This window comes from Thalassospira sp. (assembly GCF_048059015.1).
Taxonomy (GTDB): domain Bacteria; phylum Pseudomonadota; class Alphaproteobacteria; order Rhodospirillales; family Thalassospiraceae; genus Thalassospira.
The window spans coordinates 30,306-50,366 of the sequence record NZ_JBLLNT010000002.1; the positions used below are offsets into that span (position 1 = coordinate 30,306).

Annotated in this window: 18 protein-coding genes and 2 pseudogenes; 6 read left to right on the forward strand and 14 right to left on the reverse strand. The window is 54.3% G+C overall.

Going from position 1 to position 20,061, the window contains the following annotated elements; genetic code table 11:
• Nucleotides 1-63: 63 nt before the first annotated feature.
• Nucleotides 64-420, reverse strand: coding sequence for a 50S ribosomal protein L20 (gene rplT / locus ACMZ66_RS00780; protein ID WP_101246511.1), 357 nt, complete (start codon nucleotides 418-420; stop codon nucleotides 64-66).
• 17 nt (nucleotides 421-437) lie between these two features.
• Entirely contained in the window at nucleotides 438-635 is a 198-nt protein-coding gene (gene rpmI, locus ACMZ66_RS00785) for a 50S ribosomal protein L35 (protein WP_044829755.1), read from the reverse strand.
• 253 nt (nucleotides 636-888) lie between these two features.
• On the opposite strand from rpmI, the gene ACMZ66_RS00790 reads away from it, so the two are divergent.
• A complete protein-coding gene (locus ACMZ66_RS00790; RefSeq protein WP_416933502.1) occupies nucleotides 889-1,836 on the forward strand; it encodes an AEC family transporter in 948 nt (315 codons plus the stop codon).
• A 77-nt stretch (nucleotides 1,837-1,913) separates the two neighbouring features.
• Here the strand turns inward: ACMZ66_RS00790 and ACMZ66_RS00795 are convergent, their stop codons facing one another.
• The 4 genes and pseudogenes from ACMZ66_RS00795 to ACMZ66_RS00810 all read right to left on the reverse strand — a co-directional run bounded on the left by ACMZ66_RS00795 (nucleotide 1,914) and on the right by ACMZ66_RS00810 (nucleotide 5,373).
• Nucleotides 1,914-2,318, reverse strand: a complete 405-nt coding sequence (locus ACMZ66_RS00795; RefSeq protein WP_416933504.1) for a response regulator — start codon at nucleotides 2,316-2,318, stop codon at nucleotides 1,914-1,916.
• 52 nt (nucleotides 2,319-2,370) lie between these two features.
• A pseudogene (gene infC / locus ACMZ66_RS00800) lies at nucleotides 2,371-2,885 on the reverse strand (translation initiation factor IF-3).
• A 230-nt stretch (nucleotides 2,886-3,115) separates the two neighbouring features.
• Nucleotides 3,116-4,144, reverse strand: coding sequence for a glycosyltransferase family 9 protein (locus ACMZ66_RS00805; RefSeq protein WP_416933506.1), 1,029 nt, complete (start codon nucleotides 4,142-4,144; stop codon nucleotides 3,116-3,118).
• Entirely contained in the window at nucleotides 4,141-5,373 is a 1,233-nt protein-coding gene (locus tag ACMZ66_RS00810; protein WP_416933508.1) for a glycosyltransferase family 4 protein, read from the reverse strand. Before ACMZ66_RS00810 ends, ACMZ66_RS00805 begins: the two co-directional genes overlap by 4 nt.
• A 39-nt stretch (nucleotides 5,374-5,412) precedes the next feature.
• On the opposite strand from ACMZ66_RS00810, the gene ACMZ66_RS00815 reads away from it, so the two are divergent.
• The gene (locus tag ACMZ66_RS00815) at nucleotides 5,413-6,222 is read left to right on the forward strand and encodes an alpha/beta hydrolase (RefSeq protein WP_416933510.1); all 810 of its coding nucleotides are present in this window, start codon (nucleotides 5,413-5,415) and stop codon (nucleotides 6,220-6,222) included.
• A gap of 46 nt (nucleotides 6,223-6,268) precedes the next feature.
• Here the strand turns inward: ACMZ66_RS00815 and ACMZ66_RS00820 are convergent, their stop codons facing one another.
• The 5 genes from ACMZ66_RS00820 to tsaD form a co-directional block, all read right to left on the reverse strand.
• Nucleotides 6,269-6,604 carry a Rieske (2Fe-2S) protein gene (locus ACMZ66_RS00820; RefSeq protein ID WP_416933512.1) on the reverse strand — a complete coding sequence of 112 codons (336 nt, stop codon included), beginning with the start codon at nucleotides 6,602-6,604 and terminating at the stop codon, nucleotides 6,269-6,271.
• Nucleotides 6,601-7,014 (reverse strand): EVE domain-containing protein, encoded by a 414-nt coding sequence (locus ACMZ66_RS00825; RefSeq protein WP_416933514.1) that lies wholly within the window; start codon nucleotides 7,012-7,014, stop codon nucleotides 6,601-6,603. The genes ACMZ66_RS00820 and ACMZ66_RS00825 overlap by 4 nt, the downstream gene beginning before the upstream one ends.
• A 3-nt stretch (nucleotides 7,015-7,017) precedes the next feature.
• Entirely contained in the window at nucleotides 7,018-7,296 is a 279-nt protein-coding gene (locus tag ACMZ66_RS00830; RefSeq protein WP_416933516.1) for a YciI family protein, read from the reverse strand.
• Between the two features lie 103 nt (nucleotides 7,297-7,399).
• Nucleotides 7,400-8,404 carry an NAD(P)H-dependent glycerol-3-phosphate dehydrogenase gene (locus ACMZ66_RS00835; RefSeq protein WP_416933518.1) on the reverse strand — a complete coding sequence of 335 codons (1,005 nt, stop codon included), beginning with the start codon at nucleotides 8,402-8,404 and terminating at the stop codon, nucleotides 7,400-7,402.
• Between the two features lie 51 nt (nucleotides 8,405-8,455).
• Nucleotides 8,456-9,514 carry a tRNA (adenosine(37)-N6)-threonylcarbamoyltransferase complex transferase subunit TsaD gene (tsaD, locus tag ACMZ66_RS00840; protein WP_416933519.1) on the reverse strand — a complete coding sequence of 353 codons (1,059 nt, stop codon included), beginning with the start codon at nucleotides 9,512-9,514 and terminating at the stop codon, nucleotides 8,456-8,458.
• Between the two features lie 306 nt (nucleotides 9,515-9,820).
• Here tsaD and hemC point away from each other — a divergent pair, with 306 nt between their 5' ends.
• From hemC to ACMZ66_RS00860, 4 genes are read left to right on the forward strand one after another with little or no spacing between them, the layout of a single operon-like run.
• Complete coding sequence (hemC, locus tag ACMZ66_RS00845; protein ID WP_416933521.1) at nucleotides 9,821-10,765, forward strand: hydroxymethylbilane synthase; 945 nt, start codon at nucleotides 9,821-9,823, stop codon at nucleotides 10,763-10,765.
• 24 nt (nucleotides 10,766-10,789) lie between these two features.
• Nucleotides 10,790-11,512: a uroporphyrinogen-III synthase gene (locus ACMZ66_RS00850; protein ID WP_416933523.1), complete on the forward strand. Its 723-nt coding sequence runs from the start codon at nucleotides 10,790-10,792 to the stop codon at nucleotides 11,510-11,512.
• Nucleotides 11,513-11,569: 57 nt separating this feature from the next.
• A complete protein-coding gene (locus ACMZ66_RS00855) occupies nucleotides 11,570-13,033 on the forward strand; it encodes a COG4223 family protein (RefSeq protein ID WP_416933525.1) in 1,464 nt (487 codons plus the stop codon).
• The gene (locus ACMZ66_RS00860) at nucleotides 13,030-14,466 is read left to right on the forward strand and encodes a heme biosynthesis protein HemY (protein ID WP_416933527.1); all 1,437 of its coding nucleotides are present in this window, start codon (nucleotides 13,030-13,032) and stop codon (nucleotides 14,464-14,466) included. The genes ACMZ66_RS00855 and ACMZ66_RS00860 overlap by 4 nt, the downstream gene beginning before the upstream one ends.
• Before the next feature lie 74 nt (nucleotides 14,467-14,540).
• Here the strand turns inward: ACMZ66_RS00860 and purH are convergent.
• The 3 genes and pseudogenes from purH to ACMZ66_RS00875 all read right to left on the reverse strand — a co-directional run bounded on the left by purH (nucleotide 14,541) and on the right by ACMZ66_RS00875 (nucleotide 20,034).
• A pseudogene (gene purH, locus ACMZ66_RS00865) lies at nucleotides 14,541-16,116 on the reverse strand (bifunctional phosphoribosylaminoimidazolecarboxamide formyltransferase/IMP cyclohydrolase).
• A 348-nt stretch (nucleotides 16,117-16,464) separates the two neighbouring features.
• On the reverse strand, nucleotides 16,465-17,871 hold the full coding sequence (locus ACMZ66_RS00870) for a VOC family protein (protein ID WP_416933529.1): 1,407 nt from the start codon (nucleotides 17,869-17,871) through the stop codon (nucleotides 16,465-16,467).
• Between the two features lie 201 nt (nucleotides 17,872-18,072).
• Nucleotides 18,073-20,034 (reverse strand): polysaccharide biosynthesis protein, encoded by a 1,962-nt coding sequence (locus ACMZ66_RS00875; RefSeq protein ID WP_416933531.1) that lies wholly within the window; start codon nucleotides 20,032-20,034, stop codon nucleotides 18,073-18,075.
• Nucleotides 20,035-20,061: the final 27 nt, after the last annotated feature.

Genomic DNA, 20,061 nt, shown 5'->3' on the forward strand with positions numbered 1-20,061 from the left:
GCCAATATGGCCGCCCCCGATCAAATCAGGCAAGTGCCGATTAAACCTTTTAACAAAGGTTTATTAGCCGAGTGCAGCCTGCGCCTGGGTGACCAGAGCTTTGAAAGCTTCCGGCTCACGCACTGCGATGTCGGCAAGAACTTTACGGTCCAGCTCAACACCAGCCTTTTTGAGGCCGTTCATGAACTGGGAGTAGCTCAGACCGTTCTCACGTGCGCCAGCGTTGATACGCTGGATCCAGAGCGAGCGGAACTGGCGTTTCTTAACGCGACGATCGCGGTATGCATACTGCAGACCTTTTTCCACAGCCTGAACGGCGGTGCGGAAAGTATTGTTGCGGCGACCGCGGTAACCCTTGGCAGCCTTAATAACCTTGCGGTGACGAGCGTGTGAAGACACGCCCCCTTTTACACGAGCCATTTAACTCTCCTTCAACCTTAACCGTACGGCAGGAATTTTTTGACGATGCGGGCATCTGCGTCACAGAGGATCTCCGTGCCACGAGCCTGGCGCTTCATCTTGGTCGGTTTCGCAGTCAGAAGGTGGCGCTTGTTTGCCACGTTGTGACGGACCTTCCCGCTTGCAGTCAGGCGAAAGCGTTTTTTCGCACTCGATTTAGTCTTCATCTTGGGCATTTTTCTATCCTTGCATAAGCAATGAAAACGAAATCCCCTTCGGCGGCTGGGCATGCCCTGAAGGATCATAAAGAGCCTTCCAGCCTCACCACCTGTTTTGGGGACGGGTGGTTATAGACTCCGAGATTGCCTTTTTCAAGGGCCAATTCGTGCCTTTCCCCTTGCTTTTTGCGGCTCTGACCCGCCATTGTGCCTTTGCCTGACGCAACGCTGCTTGGCCCCGCATCCTGATTTCAGCTATCTGACTGAACAAATGTCGCAAATCACATCGATCATCCTGCCATTCTTTGCCCTGATCGCTTTGGGCTGGATTGGCGGTAAATTCAAGATTGTGTCCCCTGATGGCATGCGCGGCATCAATGGCTTTGTCTTTTACTTTGCCTTGCCTGCCCTTTTATTTCGCGCCCTTGCGACCAGAACCCCCGCTGAGATTTGGCAACCTGACATCATGATTGCCTATGGCGGGGCAACATTGATTGTTTATGGCGCCACGCGGCTGATTGCCGCCAAGCTCTTTGATCTTGATCCGACCAGTCAGACATTGTTTTCCTTTGCCGGGACCATGTCCAATGTCGGCTTTATGGGATTGCCGCTGATCATTGGGTTGCTTGGGCCCACAGCAATTGTGCCCCTGATCGTGGCACTGGCCTTTGATCTGATTGTGATGCTGTCACTTTCGCTTTTGCTGCTTGAAGGTGCCAAACACGCAAATGGCGCGAATCCGGCGGGCAAGATCATTCGTGGTGCCCTGACCAACCCGGTTGTTCTAGCGATTATTGCCGGTGTGATCGCAAGTAGCCTTAATATCAGCTGGCCAAAAGGATTTGATTATCTGTTGGAGCTACTTGGCCAAAGTGCCGGACCAGCCGCCCTATTTGCCATTGGCGTTGCATTGGTCGGCCGCCCGATTGCCGAAAAGCGTGCCGAGCTTGCCGCCATGTCGCTCGCCAAACTTGTTATCCACCCGCTTGCGGTGTTTGTGGGTTTTTATTTTGTCGGGACTGTTAGCGGGCTTGAGGCAAAAGCTGTTCTGCTGCTCGCGGCCCTGCCAACCGCAGGCAACGTCTTTGTCGTCGCAACGACCTATGATCGCTATATCGTGCGCAGCTCATCAATTGTGTTGGTGACCACAGCCATCGGGGTTTTCACCTTTTCGCTGTTCTCACTTTATATCGACCCGATTGTGCGCTTGCTCGACTAGATCAAACACAACAATGCCAGTGGCTGCCAACGCAACAACCAGTCTTCACCTAAATCATTGGTCGCCTTGGGAGCTGATCAAACCGCGGTTTTGATCGTGTGTGCCCGGCCGATCCATTTCTCGATTCGGCTCATAAGCTTTTCCCGATTGATCGGCTTGAGAACAAAGTCATTGCCACCCGCAGCAACACCGCCGCGAAGGTCTTCTTCGCCTTGGCGCGCGGTCACAAAAATGATCGCGCATGCAAGATCAGGGAAATAGGTCCGGACATTCAAGGCTGTCTCAAAACCGTTCATGTCGGGCATCATGATATCCATCAGAATGATGCGCGGACGCTTGGTTTTCAGAAGCTTGAGAAGGTCCTTGCCAGAGGAAACACCCTGAAACGTGAAACCGCCGCTTTCGACGATTCGTTTCAGCAAAACCAGACTTTTGGGATCGTCATCGACACCAACGATCAGAAGATCATTTCCTGCTGGCATGGCATTCCCTCTTTGGCTTGGACCTTGGGGTAAAACGGCAAAACGCCGCGTCTTAACGCGGCGCCAGCACCATAATCATAACACGGCCTTCCATCTTTGGCATCATTTCCGGCTTTGCGAGATCTTCAAGATCCCCGAGAAGCGCTGGAGCATGCCAAGACCAAGGTCCTGGTGAGCCATCTCACGTCCGCGGAAGCGCAACGTGACTTTCACCTTGTCACCGCCGCCAAGAAACTTCTGCGCGGCACGCAGTTTGACATTGTAGTCATGGGTATCGATGTTCGGACGGAGTTTGATCTCCTTGACCTCGATAACCTTCTGTTTCTTTTTGGCTTCGTTCTGCTTCTTGCTTTGTTCGTATTTGAACTTGCCGTAGTCGATCAGCTTACACACAGGCGGCTCGGCATTTGGAGCGACTTCGACAAGATCGAGTCCAGCTTCCGCTGCCATTTCAATGCCTTCACGCACCGTCATCGGTTCCGACATATTGCCTTCAGCGTCGACAACACAGATAGAACGGGCTTTGATATCCTCATTGACGCGCGGACCTTCCTTGGTCGGCTGCATCGGTTTGCGTGGTCGTGCTATGGATAATCTCCTATGGTAATCAAACAAATCGGTCAGAAACAGAAACGAAGAAATACACTGCTCCATAACGCAGTGCTTTCCTCCGGACCTGACCTAGCATATCCGCGTGCGTTCAGAAAGCAATGTTTTTAGGCAATTACGACACTGACAAAGCGCCATTTTCCGCGCGTCTGATCACATCTGCGACACAATAGCCACAACGACGCAATTTAATCGGTCAGATTAAGACGCAAGCGTACTTCATCCATCACCCGATTTACGGTCAGTTGGCGCAAATCGCTCTCGCGCACAATACTGACTGCATTCTTGCTCAGCCCGCGTGGTGCGCTGAGCTTCGGATCTGATTCCCGCGAAAACAGCACAATCGATGGCGCACCAGCCGCAGCGGCAATATGCATCGGCCCGGTATCATTGCCGATCGCCAAAACCGACCGTGCCGCAAGCGACGCGATTTCAAGAAATCCGGTCCGGCCCATCAGGTTGCGCGCTTTGGGGCACATCTGATCGATTTTGCCCAAAACATCCCCTTCCTTGTCGGTTCCGATCAGAACCGGTGTCAGGCGATAATCGGCAAGTTTCTTGGCCAACAACCCAAATCGTTCAGCAGGCCACCGCTTGGCAGGACGATGTGGCGCCCCACCTGGACAAATCAGGACAAACGGGCTTCGAATGCCAAAGCGTTCAAGATCAATATCCGGCCCTGTAATTTGGGGCAGCGGAACGTCCTTGATGCCGGCATCAAAAAGCTGCTCAGCTGTACGATCAATCGAATGCATCGAGTCACGCTGCGGATTGGCATGCGGGTGCGAACACCCGCGCGCAATACCCGACCACTCAGGCTTGGGACTCGGCCAAAACAGCTTGTAGTAAAAGCCACTACGATCCGACGTTTGAAGGTCATAAACCCGATCAAATCCGCCATTGCGCAAAAAGCGGCGCAGTGCCAGCACCTCACGTGGCTGGGTCAGCTTCGGGCGACGATCAATCGCAATCGAGTCAAAATATCCACTGGCTTTGATCAAATCGACATAAGGCCGGGTGGTCAGAACCGTGATATGCGCATCGGGATGGGCAGCACGAATGGCAGCAAACGGCCCCATGGCAAGGATCACGTCACCAAGGGCTGACAACTTGATCACAAGGATGCGCTCACGCGCATCGGCAACCGGTTGCGCAGCATCATTTTCTGCCGTGATGGTCACCCCGGCATCCTGTTTTTCCATATCCTGATTGCTCATGCTGCGTTCCTGATGACGCGCTTTAGGGCTTTCGCGTAAACATTCAAAGTCCGCTCAGCCATCTGCTCAAGCGAGTATTCATCAATCACGTGTCGGCGACCTTTTTCGGCCAGTTTCGCTCGCTTCTCAGGCGTAAGGCTAAGGACCTGAATAAGGGCGCGCGAGAGCTGCTCAACTTCATCTGGGCTAACGAGCCAACCCGTTTCGCCCGGCAACACGGTTTCCATTGCACCGCCATGAGCCGTTGACACCACAGGACGCCCCATTGCTTGTGCTTCAGAAGGAATACGTCCGAAAGCCTCAGGCTCAATTGAAGGACATGCCACAACATCTGCCAGCATGTAGGCAGCTGGCATGTCGTTGCAATGATCAACAATGTGAACGACATCTTCCAACCCGAGTTTACGGGTCAGTTGCAAAATCTCCTCGCGATAACCTGTCCGCCCTTGATCAGCCCCAACAATCAGACAGCGAACATTGCGATGAGCAAGCTCGGTCAACACAGCTGGAAGCGCCTTGATCAGGAAACTATGTCCTTTCCAACGGGTAATACGCCCTGGCATCATAATGACATATTCTTCACCATTAAGGCGCCACAGGTTGGACAGCGCAATCAGGCGTTCCTGACTTACATTTTCCGGATTGAACAGATCAACATTGGTGCCGCGCGGGACGATGTTGAGGCGATCAGGTTCAACCTTGTAATATTTGTTGATGTGATTGGCGATGTGCTTGGAGATTGCAATCACCTGATCACCCATGGTCATGATCGCGTTATAGCGACGCTTGAACGGGTTGGTGTAACCGGAATAGGTGCCGTGGAAGGTCGTAACAAACGGAATTCCGGCCTTGCGCGCAGCGAAATAGGCACTCCAGGCCGGTGCGCGTGAACGGGCGTGAATGATATCCACACCTTCTTCCTTGATCAGCTTGACCAGCGCATCAACATTGCGGCGCATGACAAAGATGTTCTTGGATTTAAGCGGCAGATTGATGTGTTTGGCACCAAATCGGGCGAGCTCACGCTCAAGCCGGCCACCTTGGGATGCGACAAGTGCCTTGCCACCACCATCAACAATCGCGCGCGCAATATCGACCGTGCCACGTTCGACACCGCCGGCATCAAGTTCTGGCAGAACTTGCAAAATTACGGCAGGTCGATAGTCCCCGCCTTGCGCTTGGGGCTCTGATCGATAGACTGTTTCTGTCATAACTTCTGACGCGCTCATGCAACTCCAACCATCAACACCCTAGGACAAACATCCCGGATGACACATGACATGCCGACGCCACAGCTTGAAAAGCCCGAATATCTCAACCGGCCTGACGGTTTAAAAATCGCATACCATCACACGCCGGGCAAGTCATCTGACGTACAGGCACCCAATCGACCGGGCGTTATTTTCCTTGGCGGTTTCATGTCCGACATGACCGGAACCAAGGCAACCCATCTTGAAGCGCACTGCATTCGGCAGGGGGTGGCTTATACCCGCTTTGATTATTCGGGTCACGGACAATCGTCGGGTAAATTTGCCGATGGCACGATCGGCCAATGGGCCGCTGATGCCATTGCAGTTCTTGATGAAATCACCATCGGACCACAGATTTTGGTTGGGTCATCGATGGGTGGCTGGATCATGCTTTTGACCGCCCTTGCCCGCAAGGAACGCATCAAAGGACTGGTCGGCATTGCCGCCGCACCGGATTTTACCGAAGACCTGATGTGGGCGCAATTTAGCGAAGATCAGAAGAAAACCATCATGAACGAAGGCGCGCTGATCGAGCCGACCGAATATGGCGATGATCCCTATACCATCACCCGTGCCCTGATCGAAGATGGCCGCAATCAGTTGCTTCTGCGCAACCCGCTTGAGCTTTCCTGCCCGGTTCGCTTGGTCCAAGGCATGCAGGACCCCGATGTCCCATGGCAAACCGCCATCCGCCTGACCGAGGCTTTGGTGAGCAATGATGTCCGGGTTGATCTGATCAAAGATGGCGATCATCGCCTGTCCGAACCTGATCAGCTTGATGTCATCACCAAACGTATCGACGAGATGCTGGCAAAAACGGCGGCCTGAGCCGCCGTCGTTTTGAGGGTTATACCCAAATCAGTTTGAAAGAGCTTCAGGCCAGAACAACATTCTGGTCCTGAACCTTAACTGCAACGGGTTCAAGCGCCTGCCCCGTGCAAGGGCCAGAAACACATTCCCCGTCTTCAATGCGAAACCGTGCACCATGCGTGGAGCAGATGATTTCATGACCAAAGTCGCTGATGAATTCATCTGGCTCCATATCAAGTGGCACCCCGATATGCGGGCAGCTGTTCACATAGCCAAAAACATCATCGCCGTTTCGCACGACAAAGATGCCCGTCCCGCCAAGGTTCAAGCCCTTGGCCCCGGTAGCATCAAGATCAGACAGGGCACACAGAACTGTCCCAGCTTCTGGCAGATCACTCATGGGGTAACACCGCCCATCTCGCAGATCGCCGACCAGGATGCATCATCGATTGGCATCACAGACAGTCGCGATTGCTTCAGCAGAGAAAGTTCGGCAAAGCGCGGGTCTGCCTTGATATCGGCAAGGGTCACGGGTGATTTCAACGGTTTGACGGTCTTGAAATCAACCTGCACAAACTTGCCGGTCGCATCACTTGGATCGGGATAGAATTCGCGCACCACTTCAACAATCCCGACAATGCGTTTTTCGTTTACCGAGTGATAAAAGAACGCCTTGTCACCGATCTTCATGGTGCGCAAGTTCTTGGCGGCCTGATGGTTACGAACACCATCCCAGCCTTCGACATCTTTCTTGACCTGGTCGTCCCACGACCAGCTTCCCGGTTCGGTTTTGACCAGCCAATATGCCATGGATCAGAAGACCTTCTTGAACGGGCGGATCACAACAGATTCAAAAAGACCTGCCTTGGCATAGGGGTCATTGGCGGCAAATTCGCGGGCATCTTCGATCTTATCAAATTCGATAATGAAGACAGAACCGTTCATGCCTTCCATGTCGGGATCAAGGGTCGGACCCGCCGCCACAATACGATCAGCAAAACCGCCTTTGATATAAGCAAGATGGTCATCACGGTTGGCTTTGCGGACATCAAGATGCCCCGGTTTATCAACACAACGGATATAGAAATGCATGGAACGTTTCCTGCTACTTTATGAGATCAATGGCCATAAAGTGACAGATGGCAAAGCCATTCTCAAGCCGAACCGACGCCGGATTAATCTGCGATGCGGAAAATCAGTCGGCGTTTTCAAGCTCATCGCGGAACGGCCGCTGCAAAAGCGCACTGATTGTGCTGCGAAGGTCAGCCCCATGATTGGCAACCTGATCAACAGCGGCACAAATCGGCATCTCAACACCATATTTCGCGGCAACCGCCGTAATTGATGCTGCGGTGTGCACACCTTCGGTGACAGATCGACGCTCTGCAAGGATATCCTGCGCTTTACGTCCTTCGCCAAGGGCAAAACCGAATGTGTAGTTACGTGACAATGTCCCCGTGCAGGTCAGGGTCAAATCACCAAGCCCGGCCAAGCCCAACATGGTTTCAACCCGCCCACCCATGGCAACAGCCAAACGCGACATTTCAGCAATCCCACGGGTAATCAGGGCCGCACGCGCATTATCGCCCAACTTCAATCCAGCAACAACGCCACTTGCAATCGCCAGCACGTTTTTGATCGCACCGGCAACCTCGACACCCGCAACATCGGTGCTGAAATACGGACGAAATTCCGGGGTTCCGATCAGATCAACCAACCGTTTGCCAACAACGCGATCCTCACAGGCAAGCGTAATGGCGGCTGGCAAACCAGCGGCAACTTCCTGCGCAAAGGTTGGACCTGAAAGAACCGCAACGGGCACATCACCAAGGGTTTCCTTTACCACCTGCGCCATCAGGGCACCGGTTTGCTTTTCAATACCCTTGCAGCAAATCACGGCTGAAAGACCATCTGTCCAATGGGCTGCCAGTTTGGTCAGGGTTTCGCGCAAATGCTGTGCCGGTGTGACCAGCAAAACCGCATCAGAATCGCGCAGGCCATCATAATTTGTGGTCGCGCGGAGTGCGCCGGGCAATGCGACACCGGGAAGATACAAATCGTTTTCACCGGTCTTGTTGATACGGTCTGCCAGGTCGCCATTGCGCAAGATCAGCTCGACATCTTCGCCCGCACGCACCGCCTGCATCGCAAGGGCCGTTCCCCAGGCACCGCCACCAACAACTGTAATGCGCTTTTTCATGATCTTTGTTCCGGCAAAAGGTGAAGTCGATGAGCAGTCAGCAGACGAAGTTTAAGCCTTTACCCCGGCACCCGGACGTTTGGGTGCTTCGGGATCAAGTGGCCAGCGCGGACGCGGCTTGAAATCAAGATCATCGCGTTCGCCCAGACGGAAACGCTCCAACCCGGCCCAGGCAATCATCGCGGCATTGTCTGTGCAAAGATCAAGCGGCGGCGCAACAAGCTGCATACCCGCCTGATCCGTTAATTCCGTCAATCGACCACGCAGATATTTGTTCGCGGCAACCCCGCCCGCCAGAACCAGCGTCTTGCCGGTCGGATAGTCGCGCATGAATTCAAAAACGGCATTGCGCGCACGATCAATCAGGGTGTCGCCAACTGCGCGCTGGAAGGATGCCGCAAGGTCGGCTTTGACTTCTTCGGTCTGTTGTTCGACCGGGAACCCATCCAGATAGGTACGAACGGCTGTCTTCAATCCCGAGAACGAGAAATCACAACCCGGACGACCGCGAAGCGGGCGCGGCAACCCAAACCGGTTCGGATCACCTTTGGCCGCGATCTTTTCCAATGCCGGACCACCGGGATATCCAAGCCCCATCATCTTGGCGGTTTTATCAAACGCCTCGCCGACCGCATCATCGATTGTCGTGCCGATACGTTTGTATTGACCCACACCTTCGACAATCAGGACCTGACAATGCCCGCCCGATACCAGCAACAGCAAATAGGGAAAGGCAACATCATCGGTCAAACGCACGGTCAATGCGTGACCTTCAAGGTGGTTAACTGCCAAAAACGGCTTTTGCGCAGCAAAGGCAATCGCCTTGGCCGTCATTGTGCCCACCATCACCCCGCCAATCAGGCCCGGGCCACCGGTACATGCCACCGCATCAAGATCATCAAACCCGACACCGGCATCATCCATGGCCTCGGCCACCAGACGATCGAGATGTTCAAGATGCGCGCGTGCTGCAATTTCGGGCACAACCCCGCCATAGGGCCGATGATCATCAAGCTGGGACAAAACGCGGTTTGCCAGAATTTCGCGCTTGTCATTAACAACAGCAGCGGCCGTTTCATCACAGCTTGTTTCGATACCAAGTACGATCATGGTTTTGATCCGGTCAGGGTCTGCCGATACGCGCGGCAATCGGAATGCAATATGGCTTGGCGATGATGTAGCGGAAACTTGGTCGGCTTTCCACCCCCAGCGGGCGCATTTGCCATATGCAGTTATCGCGCTTCACGCCATGCATGCGCGACCTTGGGTCAACATGATCATGCGCTTGGCCAGACATAGGTCAATGCAATAGATGCCATATCGCCTAATTTAGAGGTCATAAAACGCGTGAATTTTGACCCGATCCACCACTGGCAGACCTTGTTTTCAAACGGTTTTAAGACTAAGACTTCACCCATGACAGATACAGCAAAGCTTCGCATTGGCACCCGTGGTTCACCCTTGGCTTTGGCTCAGGCCCACGAGGTTCGTGACAAACTGGCAAACGCCCATCCGGAACTTTCCGAAGAGGGCGCGATTGCAATTACCGTGATCACAACAACGGGCGACAAGATCCTTGATCGTGCCTTGTCCGAAATCGGTGGCAAGGGCCTGTTTACCAAGGAAATCGATGACGCCCTGATGGGTGGAGAGATCGATATCGCGGTTCACAGCATGAAAGATGTACCGACAGTCCTGCCAGACGGCATGATTCTGCCGACCATCCTGCCGCGCGAAGATGTTCGCGATGCGTTTATTTCGCTGAAATATAAAAGCTTTGCTGAAATGCCGGCTGGTTCGGTCATTGGATCGGCAAGCCTGCGGCGTCAGGCAATGATCCTGAACAAATACCCTGATCTCAAGGTCATTACCTTCCGCGGCAATGTTCAGACCCGTCTGCGCAAACTGTCCGAAGAACAGGTTGATGCAACGCTTTTGGCCATGGCCGGACTGAACCGCTTGGGTCAGCCAGAAATCGCCACCGCACCGATTTCCGAAGACGATATGCTTCCCGCGGTCGCCCAGGGTGCAATCGGCATTACCAGCCGCGAAGATGACAGTCAGACCAACAAATGGCTTGAAGCGCTGCATTGTGAAACATCCGCCATCCGTGTTGCCGCCGAACGTGCAGCACTTAAGGCGCTTGATGGATCATGCCGCACACCGATCGCAGCCCTCGCGGAGTTCCAGGAAGATGGCAGCCTTCGTTTGCGCGTCACAATCGTGCGTCCGGATGGCAGTGAACGCCTCGATACCGAACGTATGATCGCAAAGCCTGATCTTGCCTCGGCAATTGCGGCGGGCACCGATGCGGGTGAGGAACTCAAAAAGCGCGGCGGACCGGACTTCATTTCCGCCTGATCCATTCAACTGACGGGAAAGCAGATGGGACCATTGGTTTTAAATACCCGGCCCGATACCGATTCTGCCGACCTTTTGAACGCGTTGGAGCAGCGCGGATTTCGCCATCTGTCCGCGCCAATGCTGAACATTACCTTCCCTGATCCGGAAGAACCGTTTGATATCGCCCCCTATCAGGCGCTGATATTTACGTCTGCCAATGGCGTACGGGCTTTTGCTCGCCTGACTGATGATCGAGAACTTCCCGCCCTTTGTGTGGGTGATGCCACCGCACGCATATGTGCCGATATGGGCTTCGGTACGATCCATTCAGCCAATGGCGACATCCATGATCTGGCGGAATTGATACGCGAAAAGATTGATCCGGCCCAAGGCCCGCTGTTTCACCCCGCAGCGCGGAAAACGGCCGGTGATCTTGGACAGATGCTGCGTGATCACGGTTATCAGGTTGATCGCCAGACAGTCTATGAAGCACTCGCCAGCACTGCGTTCCCCAAGGATGTTCTTGATGCGCTAACAGGGCATCATGTTGATACAGTTTTATTTTTCTCTCCCCGCACTGCGGAAACCTTTGTTAAGCTGGTTCACAGTCACAAGCTGGAGAGGGATTTGGTCGGAGTAAGTGCAATTTGCCTTAGTCCGGCGGTGCAATCGCGCTTGGCCGACCTTACATGGCATAGAACGCACGTTGCATCACAACCGACACAAGAATACCTTCTTTATGTACTTGATAAGTCCCTGTCGTGATGGCTTTCAGCGCCTGACGCCGTTTTGGGAATAACCGCAAACTGCAATGGTCCGATCGTGAAAACACCAGAAACGCCAAAAACCAATGCTTCCGACAAATCGGCCGATACCAAGAAATCGACCGAAACCATTTCCGTTGATAGCAAGGGAAATGCAAGTCCGGACGCCAAAAAGGCTGATACCGGCACCACGGCAAAATCCAGCGTTCCAAACGCAGGCAGCAACAAACCAAACGACAGCTCATCCTCAAAACCCGCTGGTGACAGCCCCGAAAAGATCACGCCTAGTGCAAGCTCTGCGAAACCAGGTGCGGCAAAACCAGCAGCTCAGGCGAAAAGCAAAGGATCAGGCGGCAAGGCACTGTTCCTGTTTGTGATTATCATCGTTGGTGCATTGGCCGCAGGCTGGCTGACACGGGCGATGTGGTGGCGTGATGCCGAACCGATCCTGACTCAATATGTGCCGAATGACATTCTGGCTGAAATTGCGCCGGACGGTTTTGATGCCGATGACGCATCCGAAACCTCGATCACGGCAACCAACAGCCCAACCACGAATGATCAGGGTGCACAAACCAACAGCATGCCAGCACCAAGCGAAGATGCTGCCATGGCGGAAAAGGATGATGCAGAAGTCGCAACCGACACCGCAGCGCCATCCGCACCAACAACTGGCATGGCTGAGGCCGCGCAAATTCCGGATGGCTCGGTTGTCATTGACCCGGACCTGACCGAACGTCTGTCACGCCTTGAAGGTACCATTGACGCCCTTCGCGAGCGCCTGAACAACGAACGTGGCGATACGCTGAATAACACCGTCGCACGCCGTATGGCCGAGATTGAAACCCGGACCGCACCGATTGAAGAACTGGCACGGGTTGAAAGCGAACTTGCCGGTGTCGCCAATGAAATGCGCGAGCTTTCCGCACGCCTGTCGACCATGGAAGAAGAAGTCCGCGCAACCAGCGGCCTTCGTGTCGAAAGCCGTGGTCAGGCGATTGCCATGGGCGTCACGATCCTGCGCGATGCCCTGCAGCGCGGTGGGCCCTTCATCATTGCCCTTAACCAGCTTGAACGCAGTGCTGGCGACGATCCGCTGATTGCACAGCAGATCGAAACTCTGAAACCGCTTGCTGATGAAGGCGCACCGACACTTGAAAAACTGCGTCAGTCCTTCCCGGTCATGGCACAGGAAGCAGTTGCTGCCGCAACCGACGATCATTCGGGTAGTGTTTTGGATGCCACATGGGCCAATATCAAAAAGCTGGTTCCAATCCGCCGTGTTGATGCTGCGGGTGAAGAGTTGCTTGAAGGCCGACTGGTTCTGGCAGAAAACGCACTGGCGCAAGATGATCTTGATGCCGCAATCGCAGCGCTTAAGGGTGTTGAAGGCGACCACGCCGCAGCAGCCGTAAGCGACTGGCTTACCGCCGCAGAACATCGTCAGGTTCTGAACAGTTCCATCGCGACACTTAACGCACACGCCATCGGCCTTCTGACCGGGGCGGAGGGTAGCCAATGATCCGCCTTCTGACCTTTATCCTGATAACGGCCGTTCTGGTTTTCTGCACCGTCTGGTTTGCAGATAATCCGGGCAGCATGACCATTGTCTGGCTGGGCTATCGGTTTGATGGTTCGATCGGGATGGTAACCCTTGGCCTGCTGGCTCTGACCGCCATTCTGGTTTTGGCATGGCGTGGCTGGACCATCATTGCCAATTCACCGGGTTGGCTCGGCCGTCTTCTGGGCAGCCGCCGCCGCAAAAAAGGCCAACAGGCTCTAACCATGGGTTTGCTGGAACTGGCATCTGGTGATGTGCGCCAGGCACTCAAACACACCCGTGCGGTTGATCGTTATCTTGAAGACGATACGCTGACACGGCTTCTGACCGCGCAGGCGGCCGAGCTTGACGGCAACAATGATGCCGCCAAACGCCAATTCGAAGCGATGCTGGAAAAACCTGACTCGGCCTTTTTCGGTCTGCGTGGTTTGTTGCAGCTTTCACTTAAGGCTGATGACCGTGAAGCGGCCCTTGATTACGCCGAACGCGCACATCGTCTGCGTCCGCGTAATCCGGCCGTCATCGTCACGCTGTTTGACTTGCTTCTGACATCCAAACGATGGGACCGTGCGCTCAGCCTTCTGGTCGATGCGCAAAAGGCATCCGTCTTTGGCGAACAGGAACTGACCCGTCGCCGTGCCCTTCTGATCACGGCAAAGGCCGAAGATGCCATTGCCGCAGGCGAAAATGCCGAAGCAATCAAACTTCTGCGTAAGGCTCTCAATGCCGCTTCCGACTTTACCGGTGCAGCCGTGCTCCTTGCGGGCCTTTATCGCGACATCAAACAGGAAAACAAGGCACGCGAAGTTGTCACACAAAGCTGGCGGGTCGCCCCGTCTGCGGCCCTTGGTGCCATTTTCCGCGAAACCCTGACCGGTGATCCACTGGCCAAGGTCAAAGCGGTTGAGAAGCTGGTTACCACCAACCCGGATCATGTTGAAAGCCAGATCATTCTGGCCGAAGCCGCCCTTGAGGCTGATCTTTGGGGTGTTGCACGCAGCAACCTTGAAAAGGCAATGGCAACCAAGGCGCAAGCCCGCCATTACCGGCTTCTTGCCGATCTTGAACTGCGTGAAAATCAGGATGGTGCAAAGGCACGTGATCTTCTGATCAAGGCAAGTCACGCCAACCCTGATCCGGATTGGCGTTGTGGTGGATGTGGTGCAGAAACCGATCGTTGGGTGGTTTCCTGCCCGTCCTGCCATTCCTTTGGCAGTGTCGAGTGGCGTGCACCGCTGCGCGTCCATCAGGATCCGGCCGCCAAAGCCAAACCGAATACCGAGGCACCAGCTGCAATCGAACAAGACGGTACGGTTATCGAACACAGCAATGATGACGATGACAACCCCTCGACCAAGGACAGCACCGCCAAGGGAAGCCAACCGGCTGTGTGATTTCTTGTGGCATTAAGAATGCAAAAAACCCCGGGGAATTTCCCCGGGGTTTTTGTTTTCGATATCAGCAGGTTTTAGTGGCGGAAGTGACGCATACCGGTAAAGACCATCGCGATGTCGTGCTCGTCAGCAGCAGCGATGACTTCCTCGTCACGCATCGAACCACCCGGCTGGATAACAGCAGTAGCACCGGCCTTAACCGCTGCCAGAAGACCATCCGCAAACGGGAAGAACGCATCAGACGATACAACCGAACCCTTGGTGCGCAGTTCGTCCTCGCCAGCGTTTTTGCCAGCTTCTTCTGCTTTCCAGGCTGCAATGCGCGAGCTGTCAACGCGGCTCATCTGGCCTGCACCAACGCCAACGGTCTTGCCGTCTTTGACATAGACAATGGCGTTTGATTTGACATGCTTGCCAACGCGGAAGGCAAACAGAAGATCATCAAGTTCGGCATCAGACGGCTTGCGCTTGGTGACGACTTTGAGTTCTTCGCGCTTCACACGGCCTGCATCGCGGTTCTGCAGCAGGTAACCACCCGCCAGCGAACGAAGGGTCATGTCTTCGCCTTCCGGATCGGCCATGCCGCCGGTGACCAGAAGACGCAGGTTTTTCTTCGCAGCCAGAACTTCCATGGCCGCGTCATCTGCATCCGGGCAAATCACGACTTCGGCAAACAGCTTGGCGATTTCTTCGGCGGTTTGCTTATCAAGGGTACGGTTAACCGCAATGATGCCACCAAATGCCGAAACCGGGTCACAAGAAAGCGCCTTGTTATAGGCTTCAATCAGGGTTGCGCCTTCGGCAACGCCGCACGGGTTGGCATGCTTGATGATCGCAACAGCGGGCTTTTCGTCAAACTCGGACACCAGTTCAAACGCGGCATCGGTGTCGTTCAGGTTATTGAACGACAGTTCCTTACCCTGAAGCTGGGTCGCGGTTGCAACACCCGGACGGTTTTTGCCGTTGGTATAGAACGCTGCCTGCTGATGCGGGTTTTCACCGTAACGAAGGGTCTGTTTCAGTTCAGCCGAAACATTCAGACGCTGCGGGAAAGTTTCACCAAGCTCACCGGCAAACCAGCTGGAAATTGCCGAGTCATAAGCACCAGTACGGGCAAATGCCTTGGCAGCCAGAACGCGGCGGGTTTCAGCAGTGGTTGCACCACCATTATCATTCATCTCGGCAACGACACGGTCGTAATCGGACGGATCAACAACAACCGTGACCGATTCATGGTTCTTTGCCGCAGAGCGGATCATGCTCGGACCACCGATATCGATGTTTTCGATGCAGGTGTCGAAATCCGCACCTTTGGCAACGGTTTCTTCGAACGGATAAAGGTTCACACAAACCAGATCGATCGGGGAAATGTCGTTATCTTCCATCGCCTGCATATGGCTGGAAAGAGAACGGCGGCCCAGAAGGCCGCCGTGAATTTTCGGATGAAAGTCTGACACGACCGTCCATGATTTCAGGAAAACCGGTATGATCGGCAACTTCCTTAACTGGCACACCAGCAGCTTCGATCGCCTTGGCGGAGCCGCCAGTCGACAGAATTTCGACGCCCTGGGCGTGAAGGGATTTGGCAAATTCGACCAGACCGGTCTTGTCGGAAACGGAAATAAGCGCGCGCGCAATACGAGCAGTCATTGGGTTCGCTTTCATGCATCAATGTGATGAAGGTACCGGACCCATTGATGATATATCGGCCCACAAAATCAGAAATGCGCATGGCTGCTCGTACATGCGAAAGTGACAATGTTGCGGGCAAGACCGGCCTTTTAACGGGGTCAAAATACAATCATTCCAACCCGGCCGACACATGATCAATGAGTTCCGAACCATGTTTCGCGCGGAGCTTTAGCATGTGCGACGCAAAAAGTGGACCCCGAATTCTTGCATGGCGGCCTTTTGCAATCGCGCCAGCTTATCCAATCTGCCGTAGCGAAAACGGGGTGGCCCTGTGACCTCCCCATGCAAGATTTTATAAGCCTAGGATCAGGCGACTTTTTTCTTGATCCCAAGCTGCGTCAATGCGTCCGTAAGCGAGCTTTGTTCAAGCTCTGCATAAAGGGCAAGTTCATCTGAAACCTTCGCGCCAAGGCATTCTTCAAACACGTCCTGATTGGACTGTTCGGCGTAGTTTTTCTGCTCGTCACTGCCAAGATTCGATTGGAAAATCCCCGCAGCACTGACCGGCAGGAAGTCTTCGTAGATAATCGGATCAGCACGCAGGAAACCGCGATCAACCAGCTCATTGACAGAGTTTGCGATGTTTTCCTTGTTCATGCCGTTTTGGCCCGCTTCGGTCACGCTATAGCGGAAGAAAGCCAGTTTCTCGACGCGAAGGGTTTCATAATCATCGGGGAACGCCGCAAAGCGATCGGCAAGTTCGGTTTCATAATCGCACGCGTTTGAGCCGCCTTCATTGATCTGCACTGCATGACGGGTTGCCGCCAAAAGCGTGTCATAAAGCTTGCGCCCTTCAGCCGTCAGGGCAATGCCGCGCTGCTCAATCTCGCCAAAGCGTGCGGTGTGCGTTCCGACCGTTCCCTTCGGGCTACCGCCAACGAAATGGACCTGTTCTTCAAGCGCCTTGAAACTGGTTTGGCGCAAAAGGATCGGGCAGTTACGCGCTGGCGGACCTTCGACGATGGCCTTGGGCGAAATGCCGCGCTTGGGCATATCGCGTTGAACCGCATCGATATCCAAAGTACGCGGTGTCAGATGATTGATATGCGGCCCTTTGAAGCACACCACATCGGCAATCAGGCGATGGGCGTCATGCAGTTTCTGATAAGTCTCAAGGCTTACCGTCGCGTCACTGTGCCAGCGGAAGGTTTCCAGTGCCTCGGCGACAAACTGTTCGGCCTGCACACGATACAGACCACCGTTCTTTTCTGCCAGATAAATCAGTTTTAGCGCGTCCGGCGTAAAGATTTCGCGCTCCGCCAAAATCTGTTCGGCTTCGGTGCGAAGCGCTGCGTCTTCGATCAACTCGAGCCGCAGAAGCGATGTGAAGACCCGAAACGGATTGCGTTTAAGTGCTTCGTCATCAATCGGACGGAAAGCCGTGGAATGTACCGGCACACCGGCAACCGACAGATCGTAATAGCCAACCGGATGCATGCCCATCACGGCAAACAGGCGGCGCATATTATAAAGCTCTTCGGATTTGCCCAGACGGATCGCGCCGTGACGTTCAAGATCAATGCGATCAAGCTCGTCATTATGTTCAAGGCGGTCGCGCAGCTTGGCGTCAGTTTCAAGCTTGCCCTGATTGATCTCGGCAACCAGTTCCATCAGGGTGCCGTATTGCGGAACTTCGGCGCGATACATGTCTGACATCGCAGTGGAAAACATCGAACGGATTTCATCCGCCGGAACAAAAGCGTCTGTCGACATGCGGCCTCCAATAGACGGGATCGTAATGGTCAGTCGAACAACCCGATGCTTGGGTCATTCCTATTTGTCATTCTGATCGCAAGATATTGCCGGGTTTTGGCAATGACAAACGACAAATCCGCACGAGTTCATTCTTTGGGGGAATGAACAAGCTGCTAGAAGCTGCATAGAGGATGGAATTTTCAGAGATCAGGTTGGCGCTTAAGCTGACCCACCCGCTGCCTTATCAAGTGCCGCGTCTCTTTCGACGGCAAAGATCGACTTCACGCCGATCTCGGGCGGCTGGAATTCCGGGACCAACTGGCCGATCAGTTCCAGGGTTTTGTGGGTATTGCGGCTGGTTGCACTTTCTTCCAGTGCATCAAACACCTGCTTGATCAGGTCGTAGTCGACCACGCGCGGGCTTGCCAACATCACACCATCGGTGTTGGTTGGAACAGGCGGTTCGCTATCATGGAACAACTCCTCATAAAGCTTTTCGCCCGGGCGAAGGCCCGTCACCTTGATCTCGACATCCTTGCCCGGCTGAAGCCCCGAAAGCAGGATCATCTGACGCGCCAGATCAACGATTTTAACCGGCCGCCCCATATCAAGAACAAAGATCTTGCCGCCATCGGTCACCCCGTGACGCCCAAGTTCGGCCGACTGCAAGACAAGCTCAACCGCCTCGGCGATCGTCATAAAGTATCGCGTGATGCCTTCGTGGGTCACAGTCAACGGGCCACCCGCTTCAAGCTGGCGCTTGAACAATGGCACCACCGATCCGGTTGACCCCAGGACATTGCCAAAACGAACCGTGACAAAACGGGTCGGACCGCGCAAATCGGCTGGCAAGGTTTCAAGTGCCTGGCAGTAACACTCCGCCAATCGCTTGGATGCCCCCATCACATTGGCCGGGTTCACCGCTTTGTCGGTCGAAATCAGAACCATGGTCCCAACACCCGACGCGCGGCAGGCTTCGGCCACATTGCGCGTTCCAAGCGTGTTGGTCAGGATACCTTCATTGGGGTTATGCTCGACCAAGGGCACATGCTTGTAGGCTGCTGCGTGGAAAACAATTTCCGGCTCAAACCGATCAAACACCTGACCAATCCGGGTCCGGTCACGAACATCCCCCAGCACACTTTCCCGCAGCAAATCCGGGAACTTTTCTGCCATCTCCATATCGATGGCATAAAGGTTATATTCCCCGGCATCGACCAGCGTTAGGCTGGCGGGGCCATAAGACGCAATCTGACGAACAAGTTCTGAGCCTATCGATCCGCCTGCACCCGTCACCAGCACACGCTTGCCACCAATCATCTCGCGAACCTTGTCGCGGTCCAGACGCGCCTGCGGGCGCCCTAACAAATCCTCAATCGCCACTGGACGAATCTGCAGCGGATCAGCAAGTCCTTCGCGCAAATCACCAAGCTTCGGCAACCGGGCGAGTGTCATGCCATACCGATCAGCAATCTCGACCCATTTGACATTGTCTTCGTGACGCAACGCATCTCCGGAAAGCACCAAACGCCTTGGCAAGCCAAGCTTGCCTTTTTCGAGTTTCTGAATGACGTCTTCAAGCTTATCGACAGTCGCCAGAACATCCACACCATGCATGTTCCGCCCAACGCGGCCAGCTGTCAGCGACACGATGCCGATCACTTTGAATGGCGTATTTGCCGAACGTTCGGTTTCACGGATGAAAGCCTCGGCTTCGTCACCCGCGCCAATCACAAGAACATTCAGGCGCGTCGTGCCCTGCCGGGCGAATGCACGTGCCGTCGATTTGTCTTTGGCAATTCGATAGCCTAGTCGCGACCCACCCAATAATGCCATCAACAAGAACCACTGAATGATCGGTGCCGAACGCGGCATCCAGTCAAGACGGGTGGTTAGGAAAAGAACAAGGAAAAGAACCGCAACAGCAACCGAAACGGCCTTTGCAATGCGCATCAGATCATTGAGCGACGCATACCGCCAAATGCCTCGATAAAGCCCGAAATACCAGAACGAAACTGCCGCAACTATCGTGAACACACCGGCAGAAAACAGAATGTTTTCAAGCGCATAAAACTGAACGCCGTCACCAACGCGCAAATAGAGCGCTAGCGGAAAAGACAATGCCGCCATGATGATGTCATGGATGGATGCGATCTGGCTTCGCGAAAGTAAGCGCGGCATGCGGTCCCTTAGCAGCAGTTTTCTGTT